28 protein-coding genes and 1 pseudogene are annotated in these 25939 nt (G+C 72.3%); 23 read left to right on the forward strand and 6 right to left on the reverse strand.

Features of this window, described 5'->3' with window-relative positions:
* From ACFV57_RS11875 to ACFV57_RS11890, 4 genes and pseudogenes are all read left to right on the forward strand, one after another.
* Positions 1–204: pseudogene (locus ACFV57_RS11875) on the forward strand (3-isopropylmalate dehydratase small subunit); the annotation flags it as partial.
* Positions 205–339: 135 nt separating this feature from the next.
* On the forward strand, positions 340–585 hold the full coding sequence (locus ACFV57_RS11880) for a hypothetical protein (RefSeq protein WP_360131275.1): 246 nt from the start codon (positions 340–342) through the stop codon (positions 583–585).
* A 125-nt stretch (positions 586–710) separates the two neighbouring features.
* On the forward strand, positions 711–1409 hold the full coding sequence (locus ACFV57_RS11885; protein WP_385229066.1) for an HU family DNA-binding protein: 699 nt from the start codon (positions 711–713) through the stop codon (positions 1407–1409).
* 148 nt (positions 1410–1557) lie between these two features.
* The gene (locus ACFV57_RS11890) at positions 1558–1779 is read left to right on the forward strand and encodes a hypothetical protein (RefSeq protein WP_385229069.1); all 222 of its coding nucleotides are present in this window, start codon (positions 1558–1560) and stop codon (positions 1777–1779) included.
* Here ACFV57_RS11890 and cofC read toward each other — a convergent pair.
* Entirely contained in the window at positions 1760–2446 is a 687-nt protein-coding gene (gene cofC / locus ACFV57_RS11895; RefSeq protein ID WP_385229072.1) for a 2-phospho-L-lactate guanylyltransferase, read from the reverse strand. The two genes, ACFV57_RS11890 and cofC, sit on opposite strands and share 20 nt — an antisense overlap.
* Positions 2447–2595: 149 nt before the next feature.
* Here cofC and ACFV57_RS11900 point away from each other — a divergent pair, with 149 nt between their 5' ends.
* The 3 genes from ACFV57_RS11900 (at position 2596) to ACFV57_RS11910 (ending at position 5654) form a co-directional block, all read left to right on the forward strand.
* Positions 2596–3426, forward strand: coding sequence for a lysophospholipid acyltransferase family protein (locus tag ACFV57_RS11900; RefSeq protein ID WP_385229075.1), 831 nt, complete (start codon positions 2596–2598; stop codon positions 3424–3426).
* Complete coding sequence (locus ACFV57_RS11905; protein ID WP_385229078.1) at positions 3423–4424, forward strand: NAD(P)H-dependent glycerol-3-phosphate dehydrogenase; 1002 nt, start codon at positions 3423–3425, stop codon at positions 4422–4424. Before ACFV57_RS11900 ends, ACFV57_RS11905 begins: the two co-directional genes overlap by 4 nt.
* A gap of 87 nt (positions 4425–4511) precedes the next feature.
* Complete coding sequence (locus tag ACFV57_RS11910; RefSeq protein WP_385229081.1) at positions 4512–5654, forward strand: D-alanine--D-alanine ligase family protein; 1143 nt, start codon at positions 4512–4514, stop codon at positions 5652–5654.
* An 18-nt stretch (positions 5655–5672) separates the two neighbouring features.
* Here the strand turns inward: ACFV57_RS11910 and ACFV57_RS11915 are convergent, their stop codons facing one another.
* Positions 5673–6164, reverse strand: coding sequence for a DUF3515 domain-containing protein (locus ACFV57_RS11915; protein ID WP_385229084.1), 492 nt, complete (start codon positions 6162–6164; stop codon positions 5673–5675).
* 9 nt (positions 6165–6173) lie between these two features.
* On the reverse strand, positions 6174–6407 hold the full coding sequence (locus ACFV57_RS11920; protein ID WP_030018372.1) for an Lrp/AsnC family transcriptional regulator: 234 nt from the start codon (positions 6405–6407) through the stop codon (positions 6174–6176).
* Positions 6408–6616: 209 nt separating this feature from the next.
* Here ACFV57_RS11920 and ACFV57_RS11925 point away from each other — a divergent pair, with 209 nt between their 5' ends.
* Together ACFV57_RS11925 and thiD are read left to right on the forward strand one after the other, a co-directional pair.
* Positions 6617–7597 (forward strand): thiamine-phosphate kinase, encoded by a 981-nt coding sequence (locus ACFV57_RS11925; protein WP_385229087.1) that lies wholly within the window; start codon positions 6617–6619, stop codon positions 7595–7597.
* Between the two features lie 47 nt (positions 7598–7644).
* Positions 7645–8436 carry a bifunctional hydroxymethylpyrimidine kinase/phosphomethylpyrimidine kinase gene (thiD, locus tag ACFV57_RS11930; RefSeq protein ID WP_385229090.1) on the forward strand — a complete coding sequence of 264 codons (792 nt, stop codon included), beginning with the start codon at positions 7645–7647 and terminating at the stop codon, positions 8434–8436.
* A gap of 141 nt (positions 8437–8577) precedes the next feature.
* Here the strand turns inward: thiD and rpmB are convergent, their stop codons facing one another.
* On the reverse strand, positions 8578–8763 hold the full coding sequence (rpmB, locus tag ACFV57_RS11935) for a 50S ribosomal protein L28 (protein WP_003984695.1): 186 nt from the start codon (positions 8761–8763) through the stop codon (positions 8578–8580).
* Between the two features lie 261 nt (positions 8764–9024).
* Here rpmB and ACFV57_RS11940 point away from each other — a divergent pair, with 261 nt between their 5' ends.
* The 9 genes from ACFV57_RS11940 to mutM all read left to right on the forward strand — a co-directional run bounded on the left by ACFV57_RS11940 (position 9025) and on the right by mutM (position 18308).
* Entirely contained in the window at positions 9025–10701 is a 1677-nt protein-coding gene (locus ACFV57_RS11940) for a DAK2 domain-containing protein (RefSeq protein WP_385229093.1), read from the forward strand.
* Positions 10702–10784: 83 nt separating this feature from the next.
* The gene (gene recG, locus ACFV57_RS11945) at positions 10785–12992 is read left to right on the forward strand and encodes an ATP-dependent DNA helicase RecG (RefSeq protein WP_385229096.1); all 2208 of its coding nucleotides are present in this window, start codon (positions 10785–10787) and stop codon (positions 12990–12992) included.
* Between the two features lie 108 nt (positions 12993–13100).
* A complete protein-coding gene (gene rsmD / locus ACFV57_RS11950) occupies positions 13101–13685 on the forward strand; it encodes a 16S rRNA (guanine(966)-N(2))-methyltransferase RsmD (RefSeq protein ID WP_385229099.1) in 585 nt (194 codons plus the stop codon).
* Positions 13682–14191, forward strand: a complete 510-nt coding sequence (coaD, locus tag ACFV57_RS11955; RefSeq protein ID WP_385229102.1) for a pantetheine-phosphate adenylyltransferase — start codon at positions 13682–13684, stop codon at positions 14189–14191. Before rsmD ends, coaD begins: the two co-directional genes overlap by 4 nt.
* Positions 14192–14288: 97 nt before the next feature.
* Positions 14289–15380: a cell division initiation protein gene (locus ACFV57_RS11960; protein WP_385229474.1), complete on the forward strand. Its 1092-nt coding sequence runs from the start codon at positions 14289–14291 to the stop codon at positions 15378–15380.
* Between the two features lie 128 nt (positions 15381–15508).
* Positions 15509–16138 (forward strand): YceD family protein, encoded by a 630-nt coding sequence (locus ACFV57_RS11965; RefSeq protein ID WP_385229477.1) that lies wholly within the window; start codon positions 15509–15511, stop codon positions 16136–16138.
* 2 nt (positions 16139–16140) lie between these two features.
* On the forward strand, positions 16141–16314 hold the full coding sequence (gene rpmF / locus ACFV57_RS11970; protein ID WP_003951102.1) for a 50S ribosomal protein L32: 174 nt from the start codon (positions 16141–16143) through the stop codon (positions 16312–16314).
* A gap of 19 nt (positions 16315–16333) precedes the next feature.
* Positions 16334–17161 carry a ribonuclease III gene (rnc, locus tag ACFV57_RS11975; protein WP_385229105.1) on the forward strand — a complete coding sequence of 276 codons (828 nt, stop codon included), beginning with the start codon at positions 16334–16336 and terminating at the stop codon, positions 17159–17161.
* Between the two features lie 286 nt (positions 17162–17447).
* On the forward strand, positions 17448–18308 hold the full coding sequence (gene mutM / locus ACFV57_RS11980) for a bifunctional DNA-formamidopyrimidine glycosylase/DNA-(apurinic or apyrimidinic site) lyase (RefSeq protein WP_385229108.1): 861 nt from the start codon (positions 17448–17450) through the stop codon (positions 18306–18308).
* Positions 18309–18425: 117 nt separating this feature from the next.
* On the opposite strand, the gene ACFV57_RS11985 is transcribed toward mutM, so the two are convergent.
* Positions 18426–18803 carry a winged helix-turn-helix transcriptional regulator gene (locus ACFV57_RS11985; RefSeq protein ID WP_385229480.1) on the reverse strand — a complete coding sequence of 126 codons (378 nt, stop codon included), beginning with the start codon at positions 18801–18803 and terminating at the stop codon, positions 18426–18428.
* A gap of 169 nt (positions 18804–18972) precedes the next feature.
* Between ACFV57_RS11985 and ACFV57_RS11990 the strand changes: the two genes are divergently transcribed.
* Together ACFV57_RS11990 and ACFV57_RS11995 are read left to right on the forward strand one after the other, a co-directional pair.
* On the forward strand, positions 18973–19590 hold the full coding sequence (locus ACFV57_RS11990) for a flavodoxin family protein (RefSeq protein WP_385229111.1): 618 nt from the start codon (positions 18973–18975) through the stop codon (positions 19588–19590).
* Positions 19591–19774: 184 nt separating this feature from the next.
* The gene (locus ACFV57_RS11995; RefSeq protein ID WP_385229114.1) at positions 19775–20029 is read left to right on the forward strand and encodes a hypothetical protein; all 255 of its coding nucleotides are present in this window, start codon (positions 19775–19777) and stop codon (positions 20027–20029) included.
* Positions 20030–20074: 45 nt separating this feature from the next.
* On the opposite strand, the gene ACFV57_RS12000 is transcribed toward ACFV57_RS11995, so the two are convergent.
* Entirely contained in the window at positions 20075–21010 is a 936-nt protein-coding gene (locus ACFV57_RS12000; RefSeq protein WP_385229117.1) for a CAP domain-containing protein, read from the reverse strand.
* Positions 21011–21145: 135 nt separating this feature from the next.
* Between ACFV57_RS12000 and ACFV57_RS12005 the strand changes: the two genes are divergently transcribed.
* From ACFV57_RS12005 to smc, 3 genes are all read left to right on the forward strand, one after another.
* Positions 21146–21427 (forward strand): acylphosphatase, encoded by a 282-nt coding sequence (locus ACFV57_RS12005; protein WP_385229120.1) that lies wholly within the window; start codon positions 21146–21148, stop codon positions 21425–21427.
* A gap of 381 nt (positions 21428–21808) precedes the next feature.
* Positions 21809–22015: a hypothetical protein gene (locus ACFV57_RS12010; RefSeq protein ID WP_361145746.1), complete on the forward strand. Its 207-nt coding sequence runs from the start codon at positions 21809–21811 to the stop codon at positions 22013–22015.
* A 293-nt stretch (positions 22016–22308) separates the two neighbouring features.
* Positions 22309–25923 carry a chromosome segregation protein SMC gene (gene smc / locus ACFV57_RS12015; RefSeq protein ID WP_385229123.1) on the forward strand — a complete coding sequence of 1205 codons (3615 nt, stop codon included), beginning with the start codon at positions 22309–22311 and terminating at the stop codon, positions 25921–25923.
* The last annotated feature ends 16 nt before the right edge of the window (positions 25924–25939 follow it).

Here is a 25939-nt window from a genome sequence, read left to right on the forward strand (position 1 = left end):
CCCGCGGCCCAGGTCACCGTCGACCTCGTCGCCCGGCAGGTCCGTGCCCCCGGCATCACCGCAGGATTCGAGCTCGACGAAAACGCGCGCTGGCGCCTGCTGGAAGGCCTGGACGACATCAGCCTCACCCTCAGGGAGGAGGAGGCCATCGCCCGGTACGAGGCGAACAGGCCGTCGTTCAAGCCGCGTACGGTAGTAGTCTGACCTCGGGTTTTTTGGCTCAAAGCCTTATTGCGTACGATGCGCCCCTTGCTAGTTGGCAGGGGGCGCATCGGCGTGTGAAGGCAGCTGTTGAGGCCCCGTGAAGCGACAACTCGCCGCAGATGGCACAATTAGCGCATGGAACGCGACGACCAACTCAAGCTCTACGGTCTCGTCGCCGACCGACTCAAGGACGCACACACACGAGTGCGGACACTGCAAGTCCCGGAGGGCGTACGCATGGCGCTGACCCGGAAGCTGCTCGTCATCACGGCGGCGGCGAAACACGATCTGGCGGACGCGGCAAGGCGTCTGGAGTGGTTCATGAACGACCTCGACGAGGGTCGCTTTCCCGAAGACGTGCACGCCGACGGAACTCCGTGAAGGTCGAGTTCGTTGCGGCACAAGGGTGATTAGCCCGTTTCGTGTTTGATTTGCGGTATATATCTGCCTAACGTGCGAAAAGGCTTGAACACTTTCGTTCCAGCAATGTCTCCGAAGGGGAAGACGTGAACAAGGCGCAGCTCGTAGAAGCCATTGCCGACAAGCTCGGCGGCCGTCAGAACGCCGCGGACGCGGTGGACGCGGTACTGGACGCAGTCGTCCGTGCAGTTGTCTCCGGCGACCGCGTATCGGTCACCGGATTCGGTTCGTTCGAGAAGGTGGACCGTCCGGCCCGCTACGCCCGCAACCCGCAGACGGGTGAGCGGGTCCGGGTCAAGAAGACCTCGGTGCCGCGTTTCCGCGCGGGTCAGGGCTTCAAGGACCTGGTCAGCGGCTCGAAGAAGCTCCCGAAGAACGACGTGGCCGTGAAGAAGGCTCCCAAGGGCAGCCTCTCGGGCGGTTCTTCCACCCGTACGACGGCCAAGGCCGCCACCAAGAAGGCCACCGCCAAGAAGACGACGGCGAAGAAGACCACGGCCACCGCCGCCAAGAAGGCCACGCCGGCGAAGAAGACGACGGCCACGGCGAAGAAGGCGACCCCGGCGAAGAAGACCACCGCCACGGCCAAGAAGGCGGCGGCGAAGAAGACCACCGCCACCGCCGCCAAGAAGGCCACCCCGGCCAAGAAGGCCACGGCCACCGCCAAGAAGGCCACCGCCAAGAAGACCGCGCCCGCGAAGAAGGCGACGGCCAAGAAGGCCCCGGCCAAGAAGACCACGGCCCGCAAGACCACCGCCAAGAAGACCACCGCCCGCAAGCGGTAATTCAGCAGCGGCGACGCCACGCGTCGGGCCGGACTCCCCTCGGGGAGCCCGGCCCGCGGTGTGTCCCGGCCCGGCGCCCGTGCGCGGCACGGCCCCGGCGCCCGGTGCGCGGCGCGGTTCAGGGGGCCCGCCGTCTAGGCTGGTCGCCATGCAGGCCACCGCGTACACCTACGATGCCCAGACCCGTTCCGGCAGCGTGCTGCTCGACGACGGCACGCCGCTGCCCTTCGGCACGGCGGCCTTCGACGCGGGCGGCCTGCGGCTGCTGCGGCCCGGCCAGCGGGTCCGTATCGACGTCGAGGGGGAGGCCGGCGACGGCAAGGAAGCGGACGGGCGCCGCATCGTGCTCGTCACCCTCCAGACGTTCTGACGCCTTCCGCGATGGCGCGCGCCCGCGCCCCCGGCACGCAGCGGGCGGTGTGCCGCCCCACGCCCAGGGCCAGCGCGGCCAGCAGATCCTCGCCGGTATCCACGTCCCGGCGGACGGAATCGGCGCCCGACAGCATGATCTCCCGCGCGCCCGATTCCCGGTGACGCGCCCGGGACGGCCCCCCGAAAGCAGGCGCCAATTCCACCCCCGGGGCCGCGGTCAGCAGCGTCGTCCCGATTTCCGCCGCATCCGCGAGAAATGCCCGGGGAAATGCGGCGGCGGCCGACAGCACCCGCCCCAGTTCCGCCGGGCGCAACGCCGGGAGATCCGCGTTGAGCGCCGCCACGGCCGCCGCGGCGCGCCGCCGGCGCACCCGGCTCGCCCCGTACGCGAGCGCCGCGTTGAGTCCCCGGGCCGGTACGTCCGCCACGACGCGCGCTCCCAGGGCCGCCAGCCCTTCCCCGGCCACCGGATCGTCCGTGACAACCGCCACATCCAGCACGTCTTCGCAGGCCAGCGCGGCCGTCACGGTGTCCAGCGCGAACGCCAGTGCCAACTGGGGCCGGAGCGCCTCCCCCGCCGCCGGGGACAGCCTGCTCTTCGCCCGTACCAGGGGTTTCAACGGGACGACCAGGCTCCAGCCCGCGTCCGCTCCGTCTCTTCGCATCGCCCTCATTCTCACCTGCCGCCACCGCCATCCGTGAGCGGCGGGGTTACGGTGTTCTCGACATAGCGGGTACCTGGGGCGACACTTGTGCGGCTGCCGGGTCGCAGCAGCTCAGCAGATCCCACAGATCCCACAAGGAGGGTGTCCCAGTGTCCCGCCGCAGAATCGGCTTCTGGTACCGCTTGGCCGCGGTCATCTGCAAACCGCCGCTCCTGGTTCTGTTCAAGCGGGACTGGCAGGGAATGGAGCACATTCCCGCCGACGGCGGCTTTATCACCGCGGTCAACCACAACTCGTATCTGGACCCGCTCTCGTATGCGCACTACCAGTACAACACCGGACGGGTCCCGCGATTCCTCGCCAAGTCCGGGCTCTTCAAGGGCGGCTTTGTCGGCCTGATGATGCGCGGAACCGGCCAGATCCCGGTCTACCGGGAATCCGCCGACGCCGCGGTGGCCTTCCGCGCCGCCGTGGCCGCCATCAACAAGGGCGAATGTGTCGCCTTCTACCCCGAGGGCACCCTCACCCGCGACCCGGACATGTGGCCCATGCAGGGCAAGACCGGGGCCGCCCGGGTGGCGTTGCTCACGAAGGCGCCCGTCATCCCGGTGGCCCAGTGGGGCGCCAACGCCGTCATGCCGCCGTACGCCAAGGAGAAGAAGCTGCGGCTCCTCCCGCGGAAGACGCTGCGGGTCAAGGCGGGCCCGGCCGTCGACCTGAGCGAGTTCTACGGCAAGGAGCCGACCGCCGAGGTGCTGCGCGCGGTCACCGACAAGGTCATGGCCGCCGTCACCGAGCTGCTCGCCGAGGTACGCGGCGAGCCGGCGCCCGCCGAACCGTACGACCACCGCAAGGACGCCGTCCGGCGCAGCCGGGCCCGCCGGGAGCAGCAGGCCGCCGAGCGGGCGCGCAAACTGGACGAGCAGGGCGTGAAACTGGACGACCAGGCACCGAAGACACAGGAGGATGAAGGCAAGTGACGCGCTGCGCCGTCTACGGCACGGGGTCCTGGGGCACCGCATTCGCGATGGTGCTCGGCGACGCGGGCTGCGAGGTGACCCTGTGGGGCCGTAGAGCGGGTCTGGTCGACGCCATCAACAGCGGCCGGACCAACCCCGACTATCTGCCGGACGTGGAACTGCCCGAGTCCGTACGGGCCACCACCGACCCGGCCGAGGCCGCGCACGGCGCCGATTTCACCGTCCTGGCCGTCCCCTCGCAGACGCTGCGCGGCAACCTCGCCGAGTGGGCGCCGCTGCTGCCCGCCGACACCGTCCTGGTCTCCCTGATGAAGGGCGTCGAACTGGGCACCGCCAAGCGGATGAGCGAGGTCGTCGAGGAGGTTGCCAAGGCCCCGGCCGAGCGCGTCGCGGTGCTGACCGGCCCCAACCTCGCCAAGGAGATCGCCGCCCGGCAGCCCGCCGCCGCGGTCGTCGCCTGCGCGGACGAGGCGGTGGCCCGGCGTTTCCAGGCCGCCTGCCACACCCCGTACTTCCGCCCGTACACCAACACCGACGTGGTCGGTGCCGAGCTGGGCGGCGCGGTCAAGAACGTCATCGCGCTGGCCGTCGGCATCGCCGGCGGCATGGGCCTGGGCGACAACGCCAAGGCCTCCCTGATCACCCGCGGTCTCGCCGAGACCACCCGCCTGGGCCTGGCCATGGGCGCCGACGCGCACACTTTCGCCGGCCTCGCCGGAATGGGCGACCTGGTCGCCACCTGCTCCTCGCCGCTGTCCCGCAACAACACCTTCGGCGCCAACCTCGGCCGCGGTATGTCGCTGGAGGAGACCATCGCGGTCACCAAGCAGACCGCGGAGGGCGTCAAGTCCTGCGAGTCGGTGCTCGATCTGGCCCGCCGGCACGGCGTCGACATGCCGATCACCGAGACGGTCGTGGACATCGTCCACGAGGGCAAGCCGCCGCTGGTGGCCCTCAAGGAACTGATGTCGCGCAGCGCCAAGGCCGAGCGCCGCTGACGGCGGCGGGCCGTGCCCGGGGCGCCGCGCGGACCGCGCACGCCGCCGACCGACCCCACCTGGGGCAGCAGGTACGCTCATCGCGATATGAGCATCGAGACCCCTCCCCAGAAGCCTCGCGTCGCCGTCGTGTTCGGTGGGCGCAGCTCCGAGCACGCCGTCTCCGTGGTGACCGCGGGCGCCGTGCTGGCCGCCATCGACCGCGAGAAGTACGACGTGCTGCCCATCGGCATCACCGCGGACGGCCGTTGGGCCCTGACCGCCGACGACCCCGAGCGGATGGTCTTCTCCGACCGGCGGCTGCCGAGCGTGGCGGAACTGGCCGAGTCCACCGAGGGCGCCGTCCAGCTCCCCACGGACCCGACCAGCCGGGAGGTCGTCTACGGCGAACCCGGCTCGGTCCCGAAGTCGCTGGGCGAGGTCGACGTCGTCTTCCCCGTCCTGCACGGCCCGTACGGCGAGGACGGCACGATCCAGGGCCTCCTGGAGCTCACCGGCGTCCCCTACGTCGGCTCGGGCGTGCTCGCCTCGGCCGTCGGCATGGACAAGGAGTACATGAAGCGGGTGTTCGCCTCCTACGGGCTGCCGGTCGGCCCGTACGAGGTCGTCCGCCCCCGCGAGTGGGAGCGGCCCGACCGGGGCGCGGCGGCCCGGCAGCGGATCGTGGACTTCGCCGGGGAACACGGCTGGCCGATCTTCGTCAAGCCCGCCCGCGCCGGCTCCTCCATGGGCATCACCAAGGTCGACGACGTCTCCGGGCTGGACGAGGCCATCGAGGAGGCGCGCCGCCACGACCCGAAGATCCTGGTGGAGTCGCTGCTCAGCGGCCGCGAGATCGAGTGCGGGGTGCTGGAGTTCGAGGACGGGCCGCGCGGCAGCCTGCCGGCCGAGATCCCGCCGGTCTCGGACCACACCTTCTACGACTTCGAGGCCAAGTACATCGACTCGGCCACCGGTATCGTGCCCGCGCCGCTCACCGCGGAGCAGACCGCCGAGGTCCAGGAGCTGGCCGTACGCGCCTTCGAGGTGCTGTCCTGCGAGGGCCTGGCCCGGGTGGACTTCTTCCTCCAGGACAACGGCGAGTACGTGATCAACGAGATCAACACGATGCCCGGCTTCACCCCCATCTCGATGTACCCGCTGATGTGGCAGAAGAGCGGCGTGAGCTACCCGGAGCTGATCGACCGGCTGATCCGGGCGGCGCTGCGGCGTGCCACGGGGCTGCGCTGAGGCGGCCGGCCCCGGTCCTCAGACCCCGGCCGGCACCGTCTTCTTGACGGCGCCGGCGAGGTCGGTGAGCACATCGACCTCGGGGGTGTACTTCCCGGGCACGCGCACCTCGACGTACGTCTTGCGCAGTACGGTCGTGAAGCGGTAGCCGTCGTCCTGCTTCTCGAAGAGCCACTCGACGCCGTTGACTTCCGCCGCGTCCGCACCAGGGTTGTAATGTTCACTTCCAGGCGTCAGCACGGCGGGCTTCGGCACCCCGCAGCGCAGCCGGACGGCCGGATCGCCCCACACGGCGGTGAAGTCCGAGACCGGATCGGCGGTGCCCCGCTCCAGCCCGTCCACGGTCCGCGGCAACTCCTTCTGGAGCGCCCGGCACTGCCGCGCGGCGCCGCCCGTCGGCGCGGGGGCGGCGGTGGGGACCGAGGACGAGCAGCTCACCGCGGCGAACGCCACGGTGAGCAGGGCCGGAGTCAGCAGCCGGCGCGACGAGGAGATCACCCGGCCGAGCATACGGGGGAGCTAGAGATGGACCACCGGGCAGGTCAGGGTGCGGGTGATGCCGTCCACCTGCTGGACCTTGGCGACCACCATGCGGCCGAGTTCGTCGACCGTGTCCGCCTGGGCCCGCACGATCACGTCGTACGGCCCGGTGACATCCTCGGCCTGGATCACGCCGGGAATCTTGGCGATCACTTCCGCTACGGCCGACGCCTTGCCCACCTCGGTCTGGATCAGGATGTACGCCTGTACCACGGGACCTCCAGGGCGGCTTCGAGGATCATGTGGGAAGAAGGGACGCCACGGTACCGCGTCGGCGCGCGCGCCGGGGAGACCCGCGCGGGGAACGCGACGCGCGGCGCGGGGACCGGCCGCCCCGGGGGAGCGGGGGCCGGCCGCGCGGTGGTGGAGTACGGATCGGCAGCGCAGTACGGATCGTCCGTACGCATCGGAAGGGCAGCAGCATGAAGGGCACCGTGGGCGAGCTGGGAGAGTTCGGGCTGATCAGGGAGCTGACCTCCCGGCTCACCGCCACCCCGGCCGTACGGATCGGTCCGGGCGACGACGCCGCGGTGGTCACCGCGCCGGACCGCAGGGTCGTGGCCAGCACCGACGTACTCCTCGAAGGGCGGCACTTCCGCCGCGACTGGTCCACCGCCTACGACGTGGGCCGCAAGGCCGCCGCCCAGAACCTGGCCGACATCGCCGCCATGGGCGCGGTGCCCACCGCCATCCTGCTCGGCCTGGTCGTGCCCGCCGAACTGCCCGCGACCTGGGTGACCGAGCTGATGGACGGGCTGCGCGACGAGTGCCAGGTGGCCGGCGCCGCCGTGGTCGGCGGCGACGTCGTACGCGGCGACACGATCACCGTCGCGATCACCGCACTGGGGGACCTGCGCAACCAGGAGCCGGTCACCCGATCCGGTGCCCAGCCCGGCGACGTCGTCGCCGTCACCGGCTGGCTCGGCTGGTCGGCGGCCGGCTACGCGGTCCTCACCCGCGGCTTCCGCTCCCCGCGCGCCTTCGTCGAGGCCCACCGCCGCCCCGAACCGCCGTACCACGCGGGCCCGGCGGCGGCCGGCCTCGGCGCCACCGCCATGACGGACGTCAGCGACGGCCTGGTCGCCGACCTGGGCCACATCGCCGAGGCCAGCAAGGTCCGCATCGACCTGCGCTCCGGCCAGATCGACATCCCCTCGCAGATGTCCGACATCGGTACGGCCGTCGGCGTGGACCCCATGCAGTGGGTGCTCAACGGGGGCGAGGACCACGCCATCGTGGCCACGTTCCCGCCGGACGTGAAGCTGCCCGCCCGCTGGAAGGTGATCGGCGAGGTGCTGCACCCGTCGGCGCTGCCGCAGGTGACGGTGGACGGGGCGCCGTGGGCCCACGCGGGCTGGGACCACTTCGGCGCGGACCAGGACGACGAGCCCGCCGGCGCCTGAGGGACCGCGGGAAGGCCCGGCGCGGGGCCCCCGGTAGATTCGCCGGTATGCGCACACCTCCACGCGTCCTGACCGTCGCCGGGTCCGACTCCGGCGGCGGCGCGGGCATCCAGGCCGACCTGAAGACGATGCTGGCGCTCGGCACGCACGGCATGAGCGTGCTGACCGCCGTCACCGCGCAGAACTCACTGGGCGTGCAGGGCGCGTGGGAGCTGCCCGCCGAGGCCGTACGGGCCCAGTTCCGCAGCGTCGTGGACGACATCGGCGTCCAGGCCGTCAAGACCGGGATGCTCTCCTCACCGGAACTGGTCGAGACGGTCGCGGACCTGCTCGCCGGGGTGTCCGCGCCGGTCGTCGTCGACCCGGTCGGCGTCTCCAAGCACGGCGACGCGCTGCTGGCGGCCTCCGCGCTGGACGCCGTGCGCACCAAGCTGCTGCCCACGGCCACCCTCGCCACCCCCAACCTCGACGAGGTCGCCCAGCTCACGGGCGTACGGGTACGGGAGGAGGCCGACATGCCGCGCGCCGCCGCCGCGGTCCTCGGCTTCGGACCGCGCTGGGCGCTGATCAAGGGCGGCCACCTGAAGGGCGACGCCGCCGACCTGCTCACCGACGGCACCGAGGTGCACTGGCTGCGCGCCCGGCGGCACGACAACCGGCACACCCACGGCACCGGCTGCACGCTCGCCAGCGCCGTCGCCGCCCGGCTCGCCCACGGGGACACGGTCCCGGAGGCCGTGGCGGCGGCCAAGGAGTACGTCACCGGCGCCATCGCGGGCGGCTTCCGCCTGGGCGCGGGGATCGGGCCGGTGGATCACGGGTGGCGGATGCGGGGGTAGGACGCCCGGCGCACCGGTGCGCCAGGCGCCGTGCCCCGTGCGCCACTGCCCGGGGCACCGCGCGCCGGGTACGGCAAAAAGCCGGCCCACCGAGGTGGACCGGCTTTCAGGCAACCGGCGGGCTGCGCTACGACTAGGACGTCAGCGCGAGACCTTGCCGGCCTTGATGCACGAGGTGCAGACGTTGAGCCGCTTCGGCGTGCGCCCGATGACCGCGCGCACCGTCTGGATGTTGGGGTTCCAACGACGGTTGGTACGGCGGTGCGAGTGGGAAACGCTCTTGCCGAAGCCCGGCCCCTTGCCGCAGACGTCGCAGTTGGCAGCCACGGGTCACTCCAAAGACTTCAGATGCACTTACGGTGAATCCCGACGAGCGGAGTGCATTGAACCGACCCGATTCGCCAGGAGAGGAATGGCCCGATTCGCATCGGGCAACCGGAGCAGCATACAACGACCGCTCCCGTAGAACGAAACTACCATGAGCGCCCGGGCCCCCGCCCCGGCCGCCGGGCCCCGCGCGACTACTGTGCGGTGGATCGCATGACCGAGCCGAGCCCGCGACGGGCCGCTGGCCGAGGAGGACGAACGGTGCCGCACCCGCTCGACGCCGATGCGGTACGCACCTGGTGCGCCCTGGCGCTCCAGGCCCTGGGCCGGGAGCGCGAGCGGATCGACGCGATCAACGTCTACCCGGTGGCCGACGGCGACACCGGCACCAACCTGTACCTGACCGTGGAGTCCGCGGCCCGCGCGGTCGAGGCCGCCTTCGACGGGCACGGCGCCTCGGGCACCGCCCCCGGGCTGGCCGACGCCGTCGGCGCCATGGCGCACGGGGCCCTGATAGGCGCGCGCGGCAACTCCGGGACGATCCTCGCCCAGCTGCTGCGCGGCATGGCGGAGATCCTGGGGGACGGTTACGGGGCCGAGCCCGGCGGTCCGGCGGCGGCACTGAAGCGGGCCCTGCGGCGGGCGGCCGAGTCGACGTACGAAGCCGTGGCGCACCCCGTGGAGGGCACGGTCCTCACGGTCGCCACCGTGGCCGCACAGGCCGCGGAGCGGGCCGACGGCACCCCGGCTGCGGTGGCGCGCGCCGCGTACGAAGGAGCGCGTACCGCCCTGGACGCGACGCCGGGACAGCTGGCGGTCCTGGGCCGGGCGGGGGTCGTGGACGCGGGCGGCTGCGGCCTGGTCGCGCTGCTGGGCGCGCTGGCCGGTGCGCTGTCCGGGGAGGTGCCGACGGCGGCGATCGCGGTACGCCCGGACGCCCCCGTCCCGGTACCCGGCGGCTGCCCGGCCGTACAGGGGGACGCACCGGACCAGGAGGGACCGCACGGCGACCCGGACGGGCCCGCCTTCGAAGTGATCTACCTCCTCGAAGCCGACGACGCCGCCGTGGCCCGGCTGCGCACCCGGCTGGACGGCCTCGGCGACTCCCTGGTGGTCGTCGGCGGCGACGGGCTGTGGAACGTGCACGTCCACGTGGACGACGCGGGCGCCGCCGTCGAGGCGGGCATCGAGGCGGGTCGCCCGTACCGCATCCGGATCACCCACTTCGGAGCGCCGGACGGCGGCCGGGGCACCCGCCGCCGCGAGCCGGAGCCGGCGGCGCGCGCTGTGGTGGCCGTGGTGCCGGGCGACGGGCTCGCCGGGCTGTGCGCCGAGGCCGGCGTGACCGCGGTGACCGTGCGCCCCGGGGAGCCGCCCGCCAGCGGCGAGCTGGTCCAGGCGATCCGGCAGGCGCACGCCCGCGAGGTGATGCTGCTGCCCAACGACCCCGAGCTGCGGCACACGGCGGCGGCAGCGGCCGAGCAGGCCCGTACCGAGGGCGTACGGGTCGCGCTGATCCCCACCCGCGCCGCCGTCCAGGGCATCGCCGCGCTGGCCGTGCACGAGCCGGCCCGCAGCTTCGACGAGGACGTGGTGGCCATGACCGCGGCCGCGGGCGCCACCCGCTACGCGGAGCTGGCCGTCGCCGAACGGCAGTCCTGGACGATGGCCGGGGTCTGCCAGGCCGGGGACGTCCTCGGAATGATCGACGGGGATGTGGCGGTGATCGGCTCGGACCTGGCCACGACCGCGGCGACCGTACTGGACCGGATGCTTTCCGCGGGCGGGGAAATGGTCACGCTCGTGCTGGGCGCGGAATTCCCCGATTCCGTCGCCGAGCGCCTGGAAAGGCACGTACGGGAGCGCTATCTGGCCGTGGACACCGTCGTCTACGAAGGCGGGCAGCGCGGCGCGCCGCTCCTCATCGGCGTCGAATAACGGCCGGGAAGGCGGTGCGGAAATCCGTACCGCCCCGGCGGATTCCCGGGGCCTGCCGCCGGTTGTCAGTGGCGTGGTGTGCAATGGTCTGCGTGTCCGCGCTCGACGAACCCCTGAAGAAGATTCTCGGTGGCACCACCGCCAAGGTGATGGCCGAGCATCTCGGTCTGCACACGGTTGGCGACCTGCTGCACCACTACCCGCGCAAATACGCGGAGCGCGGTGAGCTGACCCGGCTCTCCGACCTCCCGCTGGACGAACACGTCACGGTCGTCGCACAGGTCGCGGACGCCCGGGTGCTGAAGTTCAACAACGGCCGCGGCCAGCGCCTGGAGGTGACCCTCACCGACGGCAGCGGCCGGCTCCAGCTCGTCTTCTTCGGCAAGGGCATCCACAAACCGCACAAGGACCTGCTGCCCGGCCGCCGCGCGATGTTCGCGGGCAAGGTCTCGGTCTTCAACCGCAAGCTGCAACTGGCCCACCCCGAATACGCGCTGCTGGACGGCGAGGGCGGCGAGGAGGCCGTGGACGCCTTCGCGGGCCGGCTCATGCCGATCTACCCGGCCTGCCAGCAGATCGCCTCCTGGAAGATCGCCAAGGCGGTCGACGCGGTGCTGCCCAGCGCCCGCGAGGCACTCGACCCGCTGCCGGAGAGCCTGCGCGCGGGCCGCGCGCTGCTGCCGCTGCCGGACGCCCTGGAGAAGGTCCACCGCCCGCGCACGAAGGCCGACATCGAGGACGCGCGCTCCCGGCTGAAGTGGGACGAGGCCTTCGTCCTCCAGGTCGCGCTGGCCCGCCGCCGCATGGCCGAGACCCAACTCCCCGCCGCCCCGCGCCCGTTGACCCCCGGCGGCCTGCTCGACGCCTTCGACGCCAAGCTCCCCTTCACCCTCACCGAAGGCCAGCGGAAGGTCAGCCGCGAAATCTTCGACGACCTGGCGACGGAGCATCCGATGCACCGGCTTCTGCAAGGCGAGGTGGGTTCCGGGAAGACCCTGGTCGCCCTCCGCGCCATGCTCGCCGTCGTGGACACCGGCGGCCAGGCCGCGATGCTCGCCCCCACCGAGGTGCTCGCCCAGCAGCACCACCGCTCCATCACGGAGATGATGGGGGAGCTGGCCGAAGGCGGCCTCCTGGGCGGTGCCGAGCACGGTACGAAGGTCGTGCTGCTGACGGGCTCGATGGGCGCCCCCGCCCGCCGCCAGGCCCTGCTGGATCTCGTCACGGGCGAGGCCGGCATCGTCATCGGCACCCACGCCCTGATCGAGGACAAGGTTCAGTTCCACGACCTGGGCCTGGTCGTCGTCGACGAACAGCACCGCTTCGGCGTCGAGCAGCGCGACGCCCTGCGCGGCAAGGGCAAGCAGCCCCCGCACCTGCTCGTCATGACGGCCACCCCCATTCCCCGTACGGTCGCGATGACCGTCTTCGGCGACCTGGAGACCTCCGTACTGGACCAACTCCCCGCCGGACGCTCGCCGATCGCCAGCCACGTCGTGCCCGCCAAGGACAAGCCGCACTTCCTCGCGCGCGCCTGGGAGCGGGTCCGCGAGGAGGTGGAGAACGGCCACCAGGCGTACGTGGTCTGCCCCCGCATCGGCGACGAGGAGGACGCGCCGAAGGCCAAGGGCGCCAAGAAGAAGGCCGAGGAGGAGGCCGCCGCGGGCGAGGACAAGCGGCCCCCGCTCGCCGTCCTGGACGTCGCCGACCAGCTCACGAAGGGCCCGCTCGCCGGGCTGCGCGTCGAGGTGCTGCACGGCCGGATGCACCCGGACGACAAGGACGCGGTGATGCGCCGGTTCGCGGCCGGGGAGGCCGACGTCCTGGTGGCGACCACCGTCATCGAGGTCGGGGTGAACGTGCCCAACGCCACCGCCATGGTGATCATGGACGCGGACCGCTTCGGCGTCTCCCAGCTGCACCAGCTGCGCGGCCGGGTCGGCCGCGGCTCCGCCCCGGGCCTGTGCCTGCTGGTCAGCGAGATGCCCGAGGCCGGCCCCGCGCGGGCCCGGCTCGCCGCGGTGGCCGGCACCCTGGACGGCTTCGAGCTGTCCCGTATCGACCTGGAGCAGCGCCGGGAGGGCGACGTCCTCGGCCAGGCCCAGTCCGGCGCCCGTACGTCCCTGCGGATGCTCGCCGTCATCGAGGACGAGCAGGTCATCGAGGCCGCCCGCGAGGAGGCCACCTCCGTGGTCGCGGCCGACCCCGAGCTGACCGGCTATCCGGAGCTGCGCATCGCCCTCCAGGCCCTGCTGGACGCCGAGCGCGAGCAGTACCTCGACAAGGGCTGAGCGGGGCCGGGGCCGGGCGGCGCGGCCCCGCGCCGCCCGACGCCATATCGTGGGGTCGTGGCCCGCGCAGGCGGGCCGCCCCACCCGCAGCGCGAAGGACCGAGACCCATGACCCGCGTGATCGCCGGCACGGCCGGCGGCCGGCGCCTGGCCGTGCCCCCCGGCAACGGCACCCGCCCGACCTCCGACCGGGCGCGCGAGGGCCTGTTCTCCACCTGGGAGTCGCTGGACGGCCCGCTGTCCGGCGCCCGGGTGCTCGACCTGTACGGCGGCTCCGGCGCCGTGGGCCTGGAGGCGCTGTCCCGCGGCGCCGCGCACGTCCTGCTGGTCGAGGCCGACGCCCGCGCCGTCCGCACCATCCGCGACAACGCCCGCGCCGTCGGCCTGCCGGGCGCCGAGGTCCGCGCCGGCAAGGCCGAGCAGGTGATCGCGGGGCCGGCCCCGGACGAGCCGTACGACGTGCTCTTCCTCGACCCGCCGTACGCCGTCACCGACGTCGATCTTGGGGAGATCCTCCTCACACTCCGCCGACGGGGCTGGTGCGCCGAGGAGGCACTCGTCACCGTGGAGCGGAGCACCAGAGGCGGTCCGTTCCCCTGGCCTGCCGGGTTCGAGGCCGTTCGGTCCCGGCGCTACGGCGAGGGAACGCTTTGGTACGGTCGCGCCGCTTCGACGTGCGACAACGCGTCATGACCGGACCGGAGAGCGAGGAACCTCAGTTGCGCCGCGCAGTCTGTCCGGGGTCGTTCGACCCCATCACCAACGGGCACCTGGACATCATTGCCCGGGCCTCCAGGCTCTACGACGTCGTCCACGTCACCGTGATGATCAACCAGGCCAAGAAGGGCCTGTTCTCGGTCGACGAGCGGATCGACCTGATCCGCCGGGCCACCGCCGAGTACGGCAACGTCGAGGTCGAGTCCTTCCACGGCCTGCTCGTCGACTTCTGCAAGCAGCGCGACATTCCCGCCATCGTCAAGGGGCTGCGGGCGGTCAGCGACTTCGACTACGAGCTGCAGATGGCCCAGATGAACAACGGTCTCTCCGGCATCGAGACCCTCTTCATCCCCACCAGCCCCACCTACAGCTTCCTCTCCTCCAGCCTGGTCAAGGAGGTGGCGGCCTGGGGCGGCGACGTGTCCCACCTCGTACCGCCCTTCGTCCTGGAGGAGCTGACCGAGCGGCTCGGCGCCAAGTGATCGGCTGACGCCCGGTCAGCAGGTGTCGGTGCGGGGGTCTGTGGACGTACAGTCGTCCCCGTTCCGTCGTACCGACCCGGAGAGTGGCGAGTCCAAGGTGGACGTGCAGAAGAAGCTCGACGAGATCGTCCGGACCGTCGGCAGCGCCCGGTCCATGCCCATGTCGGCCTCGTGCGTGGTCAACCGCGCCGAGCTGCTCGCCATGCTGGAGGAGGTGCGCGCCGCCCTTCCGGGGTCGCTGGCCGAGGCCCGGGAGCTGATCGGCGGCCGTGAGCAGCTGGTCGAGGAGGCCCGCGCCGAGGCGGAGCGGATCATCGAGTCCGCCAACGCCCACCGCGGCTCGCTGATCTCCGACACCGAGGTCGCCCGGCAGTCCCAGGCCGAGGCCGACCGCATCCTGGCCGAGGCCCGCCAGGAGGCCGAGGAGATCCGCGCCGAGGCCGACGACTACGTCGACAGCAAACTGGCCAACTTCGAGGTCGTCCTCACCAAGACCATCGGCTCGGTCGACCGCGGCCGCGAGAAGCTGCTCGGCCGCGCGCCGGGCGAGGGCGGCCACCAGGACGAGGACGGCGTACAGGCGCCCGAGCCCACCGCCGACCCGCAGGCCCTCAGGGAGCGCGCCGACCGGTACGTGGACGCCAAATTCGGCGCCTTCGAGGCCGTACTGACCAAGACCCTGGAGGCGGTCGGCCGCGGCCGGCTCAAGCTCCAGGGCGTCCGCCCGACGGACGAGCTGGGCGGCCTGGCCGTGCAGCAAGACGGCCGCCACGCGGGCCACACCGGCGACGCCGAGTACCTCGCGGGCCTCGCCGAGCTGGCCGCCCCCGTACCGCCGCAGCCCCAGGCCCCGCCGCAGCCCACCGTGCCGCCCCAGGCACAGCCCGTGGTCCAGCAGGACTACTACACAGACCCGGGCTACCAGCAGCAGGACGCCTACGGCTACCAGCAGGCTTCGTACGCGCAGCAGGACCCGTACGGCTACGGCTGGCAGGACCCGCAGGCCCAGCAGCACCAGCAGGGCTACGACCCGAACGCGGCCTACCTCCCGCACCAGCAGGCCCAGCTCCCCGGGCAGGCGCCCGAGGGGCGGGCGGCGCAGCCCGCCGCGCTCGACGAGACCAGTCTCTTCGACACGAGCATGATCGATCTGGACCGGCTGCGGCAGTACGAGGAGGGGCGGCAGTAGCGGATTGGGCCTATCGGGACCGTTCCAGTATCCTGGCTCTTCGGTCGCGTGTACGTCCGCGATCACTGCTGCCCGGTTGCCTGCCGGTGACAGGGCGGCTCGTACGTCAGCGTAGAAAGCAGGAAGCCATCAACGCCCGCCTCGACCATCGTTCCCCGCTCGTGTTCGACACGCGCGATCTGGGACGTCGTCCCGGTGCGCTGCAGCGGCTCTCCCGCACCGTCGAGGCCCCCCGGGACCTCGGCAACGAGGTCATCGGAGTGCCCGAGGGCGCGCCGGTGGAACTCGAATTCCGCCTGGAGTCCGTCATGGACGGGGTGCTTGTCACAGGTACCGCCCGTGCATCGGTCCAGGGGGAGTGCGTAAGGTGTCTGGAGCCGCTGGAGCGCGAGCTCGTAGCGGACTTCCAGGAGATGTTCTCCTACCCCGACGCCGACGCCAGGACCCGCACCGCGGAGCCCGGCGACGACGCCGAGGAAGAGGAGGACACTCTCTTCCTTGAGGACGACCTGTTCGACCTCGAACCCGTGCTGCGTGATGCGGTGGTGCTCGCACTGCCGATGCAGCCGGTGTGCCAGGACGACTGCCCGGGCCTGTGCTCCCAGTGCGGAGAGCGGCTCGCGGACGACCCGGACCACCACCACGACGCCGTCGACATCCGTTGGGCGGCACTGCAGGGACTCGCCACCGACCTGGACGGCGAGAAGGACAACATGGGCGGCGCCGAAGCGGGCGTCGACGAGAAGCAGGAGAAGTAGCCGTGGCTGTTCCGAAGCGGAAGATGTCGCGCAGCAACACGCGCCACCGCCGGTCGCAGTGGAAGGCTGCGGTCCCCACCCTGGTGGCGTGCGAGCGCTGCCACGAGCCGAAGCAGCAGCACATCGCGTGCCCGAGCTGCGGCACCTACAACAAGCGACAGGTCCTCGAGGTCTGATCGGCTGGTGACAGGCTCTATGTCAGACGCCCAGACGTCTCCCCGCAAGCGCGGGGCTGAAACGGCACCGGCGGACACGGCCTCGTCCCACACGCTTCTGGAAGGGCGGCTCGGGTATCACCTTGAGTCCGCCCTTCTGGTGCGTGCGCTGACGCACCGCTCGTACGCATACGAGAACGGCGGCCTGCCCACCAACGAGCGGCTGGAGTTCCTCGGGGACTCGGTGCTCGGCCTGGTGGTCACGGACACGCTGTACCGCACCCACCCCGACCTGCCCGAAGGCCAGCTGGCCAAGCTGCGGGCCGCGGTGGTCAACTCGCGTGCACTCGCCGAGGTGAGCCGTGGCCTCGACCTCGGCGCCTTCATCCGCCTCGGCCGGGGCGAAGAGGGCACCGGAGGCCGCAACAAGGCCTCCATCCTGGCCGACACCCTCGAAGCGGTGATCGGCGCGGTCTATCTCGACCAGGGCCTCGACGCGGCGGGCGAGCTGGTGCACCGGCTCTTCGACCCGCTCATCGAGAAGTCCGCCGGCCTGGGTGCCGGCCTGGACTGGAAGACCAGCCTCCAGGAGCTGACCGCGACCGAAGGTCTCGGTGTCCCGGAGTACCTGGTCAGCGAGACCGGTCCGGACCACGAGAAGACCTTCACTGCTGCTGCCCGCGTCGGTGGTGTCTCGTACGGCACCGGCACCGGCCGCAGCAAGAAGGAAGCCGAGCAGCAGGCGGCGGAGTCCGCCTGGCGGGCGATCCGCGCGGCGGCGGACGAAGCGGCCGAGCGGGCCGCGGACGCGCCGCCGGCGGGGGAGCCCGTGGTTCCCCCGGCCGGGGATCCGCCCGTCGCCGGCTGAGCGGCACGCTCCGTACTCCCGGCCGTCCGCCCCTTCAGGGGGAGGGCGGCCGGACAGTGCTTTGCGGGGGCTCGGCGTGTACGGGGCGGGGTTCGCTGCCTCGTCCGGTCCGCACCGTGCGCCGCGCCTGCTCCATCCGGTCGGCACCCTGCGCCGCACCGGCCACATCGGGTCGGCACCGTGTCGCCGCACCCGCCATATCCGGTCCGCATCATCCGCCGCACCCGTCACATCCGTACCGAGTCCGTCGCGTGCCCGCGGCAGACGCCCCCAGACGAGGAGAGCCGTGCCCGAGCTGCCCGAGGTCGAGGTCGTACGCCGCGGACTCCAGCGCTGGGTACGGGGGCGTACGGTCGACACCGTCGAGGTCCGGCACCCGCGGGCGGTTCGCCGCCACACCGCGGGCGCCGTCGACTTCGCCACGCGCCTGAAGGGGCAGCGCATCGGCGAGGCCCGGCGCCGCGGCAAGTACCTGTGGCTGCCGGTCACCGACGGCCTGTCCGTCCTGGCCCACCTCGGCATGAGCGGACAGCTCCTCGTCCAGCCGCAGGACGCCCCCGACGAGAAGCACCTGCGCGTCCGCTTCACCTTCGACGACGACGCCGGCACCGAACTGCGCTTCGTCGACCAGCGGACCTTCGGCGGACTGTCGCTGCACGACGCCGTACCCGGCGACCCCGACGGGCTGCCGGACGTCATCGCGCACATCGCCCGCGACCCCCTCGACCCGGCCTTCGACGACGCCGCCTTCCACGACGCGCTGCGCCGCCGCCGGACCACCGTCAAGCGCGCGCTCCTGGACCAGTCGCTGATCAGCGGAGTCGGCAACATCTACGCCGACGAGGCGCTGTGGCGCTCCCGTCTGCACTACGACCGTCCGACCGCCACCCTCACCCGCCCGCGCACCACCGAGCTGCTCGGTCACATCCGGGACGTGATGAGCGCGGCGCTGGCCGTCGGCGGCACCAGCTTCGACAGCCTGTACGTGAACGTCAACGGCGAGTCGGGCTACTTCGAACGGTCCCTGGACGCCTACGGGCGTGAGGACGAGCCGTGCCGCCGCTGCGGTACGGCCATGCGCCGCCGTCCCTGGATGAACCGGTCCAGCTACTTCTGCCCGCGCTGCCAGCGGCCGCCGCGGGCGTAGCGGGAGCGCCGGCGGGGCGTTGGGCCCGGCAGCCGGGGCTCACGCCTGCGGCGAGCCGGGCTCGCTCCCGCCTTCGAGGACCCGGGCTCGCTCCCGCCTTCGAGGACCCGGGCTCGCTCACGCCTCCGCGCGCGCCGCGTCGTACCTCTCCTGCGCCGCCAGCACGGCCTCCATCCGGCTCTCCACCAGATCGATGAGCCCCAGCAGCCGCTCGGCCACCTCCTGCCCCAGCGGCGTCAGCTCGTAGTCCACCCGCGGCGGGTTGGTCGGCTGGGCCTCGCGGCGGACCAGACCATCGCGCTCCAGGGCGTGCAGGGTCTGGGAGAGCATCTTCTCGCTGACGCCGTCGACCTGGCGCCGCAGCTCGTTGAAGCGGAACGTGCCCTGGTGCAGCGCGCCCAGCGTCAGGCTGCCCCAGCGGTCGGTGACGTGCTTGAGGGTGTCGCGCGACGGGCACGTGCGTGCGAAGACGTTGAACGCCATGTCCGTCGCCATGTCCGTGCCGACTTCCGGGACCTGCCCCGAGCTGCCCTGATCCGTCATACCGCCAGCCTACTCCCGCACAGCGCTAACTGGACTATTGCGCTTTCTAAAAGTTAGTGCTTTCCTTTGGTTATTGCCCGCGCCGCAGCTCGCCGCGCGGCACGAAGCCGAGGAGCCCGCCATGACCACGCCCGCCCCCGCCGCCGCCCCCGTCCCGCCCGTCGTCGCCATCGCGTACCACTCGGGCTTCGGGCACACCGCGGTGCTCGCCGAGGCGGTGCGCGCCGGCGCCGCCGAGACCGGCGCCACCGTCCACGTGGTCAAGGTCGACGAGATCACCGAGGACGGGTGGGCGCTGCTCGACGCCGCCGACGCGATCGTCTTCGGCTCGCCGACCTACATGGGCACCGCGTCCGGCGCCTTCCACGGCTTCGCCGAGGCCACCGCCAAGCGCTGGGCGACCCGCGCCTGGCAGGACAAGCTCGCGGCGGGCTTCACCAACTCCGCGTCCAAGAGCGGCGACAAGCTGCACACCCTGCAGTTCTTCTCCGTACTGGCCGCCCAGCACGGGATGCACTGGGTCAACCTCGGCCTGCTGCCCGGCTGGAACTCCACCACCGCCTCCGAAAACGACCTCAACCGTCTCGGCTTCTTCCTGGGCGCCGCCGCGCAGTCCGACAACGACCGGGGTCCGGACGGCGTCCACAAGGCGGACATAGCCACCGCCGAGCACCTCGGCCGCCGCGTTGCCGACCAGGCCGCGATCTTCGCCGCCGGGCGGGCCGCCGTCACCGCCTGACCCGTGGCCGCCGGACCGGGGCGCCCACGGGTGTCGTACGCGCCCGCCCCGCGCGCCCTGTCCCGGGCGTGCCGCCCGTACGCGGGGACCTGTACACGCCGACCCACCCGCATACGCGTGCTTTCGTACGGATGGAGATGCGACCCTGTAGCCAGGGGGCCATACCTTCGGAGGTTGGAATCCGATGGCGACGAGTATGCATCTGGTCTGGAGCTCGGCGGCGCCCGGCAGCGTCGTGTACGAGACACACGCGATCGAGGTGGTCGAAGAAGGCGGCGTACACGGAGAGGTCGTCAGCGAGCGGCACGAGGTCACGGTGCGCAGCCGCGCCCACGCGGAGGAGATCGCCTCCGAGCACGACTACGAGCTCTACCGGGACGGCCCGGAGTGGGAGAGCCTCCCCGAGGACGCCGCGGGCGCCGAGGACGCGGAGGCCTGAGCGAGGACGCCTAGGTCTGAGCCGGCTCCGGTGGCCCCGGCCGGTTCAGAATCCGAAGTCCTGCGTCCACCACGGTCCGCCGGACCCGAAGTGCGCACCGACCCCCAGGGTCTTGTAGTCGCAGTTGAGTATGTTGGCGCGGTGCCCGGGGCTGTGCATCCAGGTGTCCATCACCGCGCGGGCGTCTGCCTGGCCGCGGGCTATGTTCTCGCCACCGAGGTTGTCTATGCCCGCTTTCTTGGCGCGGTCCCAGGGGCTGCGGCCGTCGGGGTCGGTGTGGTCGAAGAAGCCGCGGCGAGCCATGTCGTCGCTGAAGTCACCGGCCAGCTTGCCCAGTTCGGGGTCGGCGGTCACGGGTGAACAGCCGGCCTTCGAGCGCTCCTGGTTGACCAGGGACAGTACCTGCGACTCGGCGTTCGCGGGTGGGGTGTCCGACGCGGCGGCGGAGGCGGTCGGCGTGCTCTTCGGGGGCGCGGGGACGGGGGCCGTACGCTCCGGCCGCTTCGTGCGGTCCCGGTCCGGGCCGGTGTCGGCGGGCTTGGACGGCCGCTTGGGGGCCGGGGTGGCCGAGGGGGTGGTGGCAGGCGTGGGGCGTGTCCGGTCCGGGAGGCCGGGGCGGCTCTCACCGCGGCTGGCCTGACCGGTGCCGCGGTCCGTCGGCGAGACGGACGCCGTGTCGCGCGGTGGTGTGTGCGGCAGGGAGCCCGCGCGTATTCGATCGCCGGTGCCGCCGCTGCCGCCCCAGTCGTACTGGCTGCCGCCGGGCAGCAGGCCGGAGGCGACGGCGACCGCGCCCATCGCCACGGCGGCCGAGGCGCCGAGCAGGCCGGTGCGGACCGGAGCGGTGCGGCGGTCGCGCGCGGGGCGGTGGCCGCGGTGGCGGCCGGAGTGCGCGGGGGGTGGGGCGGCCGGGTTCCCGGCGCGGTCCGTGGCTCCGGCGGCTTCGGGCGATGCGGGAGCGGAGCGTCGATGGCGGCCCATCCACTGCCTTCCTTCTGTCCACATGAGCGTCAACGTGCCTCACTCGTAAGGGTGAGCCTCGTTGCCGGGCGACTGTACGCCATGACGTGTGGGGCCGACGTGCCTCATGAGCAATTGGCCGGTTAACGTGCAGACATGAACGAAGATGTCCGCCTGACCGCCTGGGTGCGCGGCCGGGTCCAAGGAGTCGGCTTCCGGTGGTTCACCCGGGCCAACGCCCTGCGCATCGGCGGCCTCGCCGGTTTCGCCCTCAACCTCGGCGACGGCCGGGTGCAGGTCGTCGCCGAAGGCTCCCGCGAACGGTGCGAAGAACTCCTGGAATGGCTGCGCACCGGTGACACGCCCGGACGTGTCGAAGGGGTGACTGAGATCTGGGACACTCCGCGGGGCGGTTACGACGGGTTCGCCATCCGTTGACCCGGTGCGGCGCGGGGGATTCGGGAACCGGCCCGCAGGTCGGTTTCGCGTGTCCCCGTCACATGCACAATGCAGTCATGACCTGGTGGTTGCCAACTGGGCCGACCCGTGGAAGGCTGCCGCAGTAAGGATGATCTCCACGCCCCCGAGGCGCCTTTCTGGGGAGTAGGCCCGGCGTTGCCGCGGCCTTGAACTCCCGGGCGCCCAAGGATACGGGGCGTGATCGTGTTGACCCTCAAACCTTTTGGTGAGACTCTGGAAGCCCCGCGCACCTTAGCTGTTTGGCATTGAGCTCGCAGGATAATGACAAGCACCGCGGGTGCGAATCCCTCACGACCCACACCGCTTCGGTCGGTCACTCAGTGTGGAGGACCATCCATCATGGCAAAGGCGCTTCTCGGTTACGTCGGCGGCTCCGACCCCCGAGTCCTCTCCGAGATGCGACGGCTTCAGCAGCGCGTCCAGGACCTGGAATCCGAACTCATCCGGATGCAGGCCGAGAACGACATGCTGTCCGCTGCCGCACGTCACGACGACTCGATGCTTGAGGGCATCGACGTACCCCAGGCGGAGCCCGCGCTCACCTGACCCCATCCCCCGGGGCCGACGGGCTGTATCGCCAGCCGCTTGAGGCACCGCTAGCAAGATCTTCAAGGGACGCTTCGGCGTCCCTTCGTCGTTTTCCGTCGTTTCTCTTCCGTTCCCGGGCCACCCTCACCGTCTGATGTGCCCTGCACCTTCAGCGGCGAAACCGAAATCGAATAGGTGTGAGGCGGGGCGGACGCCCCGGACCCGGACGGGCGGTCCGCGTGCGGCCGGGTGTGCCGGGCCCTCGTGCCGGGGCGGCCCCCGGTGGGGGCCGGGCGGTAGAGTCCAACGGCGTGCATCTCAAGAGCCTGACACTGCGAGGATTCAAATCCTTCGCCTCCGCCACGACACTGCGTTTCGAACCCGGCATCACCTGTGTCGTGGGCCCCAACGGCTCGGGCAAGTCCAACGTCGTCGACGCGCTGTCCTGGGTCATGGGCGAGCAGGGCGCCAAGTCGCTGCGCGGCGGCAAGATGGAAGACGTGATCTTCGCCGGGACGACCGGCCGGCCGCCGCTGGGCCGCGCCGAGGTCTCGCTGACCATCGACAACACCGACGGCGCGCTGCCGATCGAGTACGCCGAGGTCACCATCACCCGCACGATGTTCCGCAACGGCGGCAGCGAGTACCAGCTCAACGGTGACACCTGCCGCCTGCTGGACATCCAGGAACTGCTGTCGGACTCCGGCATCGGCCGGGAGATGCACGTCATCGTCGGACAGGGCCAGCTCGACTCCGTCCTGCACGCCGACCCCATGGGGCGCCGCGCCTTCATCGAGGAGGCCGCCGGCGTCCTCAAGCACCGCAAGCGCAAGGAAAAGGCGCTGCGCAAGCTGGAGGCGATGAAGGCGAACCTGGCGCGCGTCCAGGACCTCACCGACGAGCTGCGACGCCAGCTCAAGCCGCTCGGCCGGCAGGCCGCGGTGGCCCGCCGGGCCGCCGTCATCCAGGCCGACCTGCGCGACGCGCGGCTGCGGCTGCTCGCCGACGACCTCGTCACCCTGCGCGAGGCGCTGCGCACGGAGATCGCCGACGAGGCGGCCCTCAAGCAGCGCAAGGAGACCGCCGAGCAGCGGCTCAAGGAGGCGACGCGGCGCGAGGCCGCCCTGGAGGAGGAGGTACGGACGCTGACGCCGCGACTCCAGCGGGCCCAGCAGACGTACTACGAGCTGTCACAGCTCGCCGAACGGGTGCGCGGCACGGTCTCGCTGGCCGACGCGCGCGTCAAGAGCGCGACGGCCGCCCCACCGGAGGAGCGGCGCGGCCGCGACCCGGAGGACCTGGAGCGGGAGGCGGCCCGGGTCCGCGAGCAGGAGGCCGAGCTGGAAGCGGCCCTGGAAGCGGCGAGCCGCGCGCTGGAGGACACCGCCGAACACCGCGCCGAACTCGAACGGCAGTTGGCGGACGAGGAGCGGCGGCTGCGCGACGCGGCGCGCGCCATGGCGGACCGGCGGGAGGGGCTGGCCCGGCTGCACGGGCAGGTCACCGCCGCGCGCGGCCGCGCGGCGTCGGCGCAGGCCGAGATCGGCCGGCTGGCCACGGCCAGGGACGGGGCGCAGCAGCGCGCGGCCGACGCCCAGGAGCAGTACGAGACGCTCAAGGCCGAGGTGGACGGGCTGGACGCGGACGACGCCGACCTGTCGCGGCAGCACGAGGCCGCCAAGCAGGACCTGGCCGACGCGGAGGCCGCGCTGAGCGCCGCGCGCGACGCGCTGACCGCGGCGGAGCGGCAGCGCGCCGCGGTCTCCGCCCGGCACGACGCGCTCGCCCTCGGGCTCCGCCGCAAGGACGGGTCCGGCGCGCTGCTCGCCGCGGCCGACCGGCTGACCGGCCTCCTCGGCCCGGCCGCCGAACTGCTGACCGTCGTACCCGGATACGAGGTGCCGGTGGCGGCGGCGCTCGGCGCGGCGGCGGACGCCGTCGCGGTGGCCGGTCCGGCCACCGCTGCCGAAGCGATTCGCCTGCTGCGCAAGGACGACGCGGGACGCGCGGCGATGGTGCTGGGAGCGGGGCCGGCCGCCGGGACGGACGGGTCCCCGGAAGCGGGGCCGGCCGCGGCGGACGCGGCGTTCGCCCAGGACGGAGCTCCGGAAGCGGACTCCGGCGGCCTGCCGTTCGCGGCCGAACTGGTCCAGGGGCCCGAGGAGTTGGTGTACTCCGTACGGCGGCTGCTGCGCGGCGTCGTGGTCGTCGGTTCGCTGGAGGACGCCGAGGAACTGGTGGCGGCCCGGCCACGGCTGACGGCCGTGACCGCCGACGGCGACGTTCTCGGCGCGCACTTCGCGCAGGGCGGATCGGCCGGCGCGCCGACCCTGCTGGAGGTGCAGGCCTCCGTCGACGAGGCCGCGGCCGAGGCCGCCGAACTGGGCGAACACTGCGCCGAGCTGACCACCGCCCAGGAAGCGGCGCGCCGGCGGCGGGACGAGTGCGCGGCGCTGGCCGAGGAGGCGGGGGAGCGGCGGCGCGCCGCCGACCGTGAGAAGTCCCGGGTCGCGGGCGACCTGGGCCGCCTCGGCGGGCAGGCACGGGGCGCCGCCGACGAGGCGGAGCGTTCGGCCACCGCCGCGGCGCAGGCCGAGGAAGCGCTCGAACGGGCCACCGAGGAAGCCGAGGAGCTGGCCGCGCGGCTGGCCGTGGCCGAGGAGGAGCCCGGCGACGAGGAACCGGACACCTCCGTACGGGACCGGCTGGCCGCGGACGGAGCCAACGCGCGTCAGACGGAGATGGAGGCGCGCCTCCAGGTCCGTACGCACGAGGAGCGGGTCAAGGGGCTCGCGGGCCGGGCCGACGGACTGGACCGCGCGGCACGGGCCGAACGCGAGGCGCGGGCGCGGGCCGAGCAGCGGCGCGCGCGGGCCCGTCACGAGGCGGCCGTGGCGTCCGCGGTCGCCTCGGGCGCGCGGCAGCTGCTGGCGCACATCGAGGTCTCCGTCGTACGGGCCGAGGAGGAGCGGCTGGCCGCCGAGCTGGCCAAGCGGGAGCGCGAACAGGCACTGGTGGCCGAGCGCAACGCGAGCCGGGAGCTGAAGTCGGAGCTGGACAAGCTGACCGACTCGGTGCACCGCGGTGAGGTGCTGGGCGCGGAGAAGCGGATGCGCATCGAGCAGCTGGAGGCCAAGGCCCTGGAGGAGCTGGGGGTGGAGCCTGCCGCGCTGGCCGCCGAGTACGGTCCCGACCAGCCCGTACCGCCGTCCCCGGCCGCGCAGGGCGAGGAGCTGCCCGAGGACCCGGAGCACCCGCGCAACCGGCCGGTGGCCTATGTGCGCGCCGAGCAGGAGAAGCGGCTCAGGGCCGCCGAGCGGGCGTACCAGCAGCTCGGGAAGGTGAACCCGCTGGCTCTGGAGGAGTTCGCCGCGCTGGAGGAGCGGCACCAGTTCCTCAGCGAACAGCTTGAAGACTTGAAGAAGACCCGGTCCGACCTGCTCCGGGTGATCAAGGAGGTCGACGAGCGCGTGGAGCAGGTCTTCACCGAGGCGTTCCAGGACACGGCGCGGGAGTTCGAGGGTGTCTTCGCGCGGCTGTTCCCGGGCGGCGAGGGGCGGCTGGTGCTGACCGACCCGGACAACATGCTCACCACCGGCCTGGACGTGGAGGCCCGCCCGCCGGGCAAGAAGGTCAAGCGGCTGTCGCTGCTGTCCGGCGGCGAGCGGTCGCTGACCGCGGTGGCGCTGCTGGTCTCCATCTTCAAGGCGCGCCCCAGCCCGTTCTACGTGATGGACGAGGTCGAGGCGGCGCTCGACGACACCAACCTGCAGCGGCTGATCGGGATCATGGAGGAGCTCCAGGAGAGTTCCCAGCTGATCGTGATCACGCATCAGAAGCGGACGATGGAGGTCGCCGACGCGCTGTACGGCGTGTCCATGCAGGGGGACGGCGTCTCGAAGGTGATCAGTCAGCGGCTGCGCTGACCGCTGCCCGGCAGGC

This window comes from Streptomyces sp. NPDC059788, from assembly GCF_042732265.1.
Classification (GTDB): Bacteria; Actinomycetota; Actinomycetes; order Streptomycetales; family Streptomycetaceae; genus Streptomyces.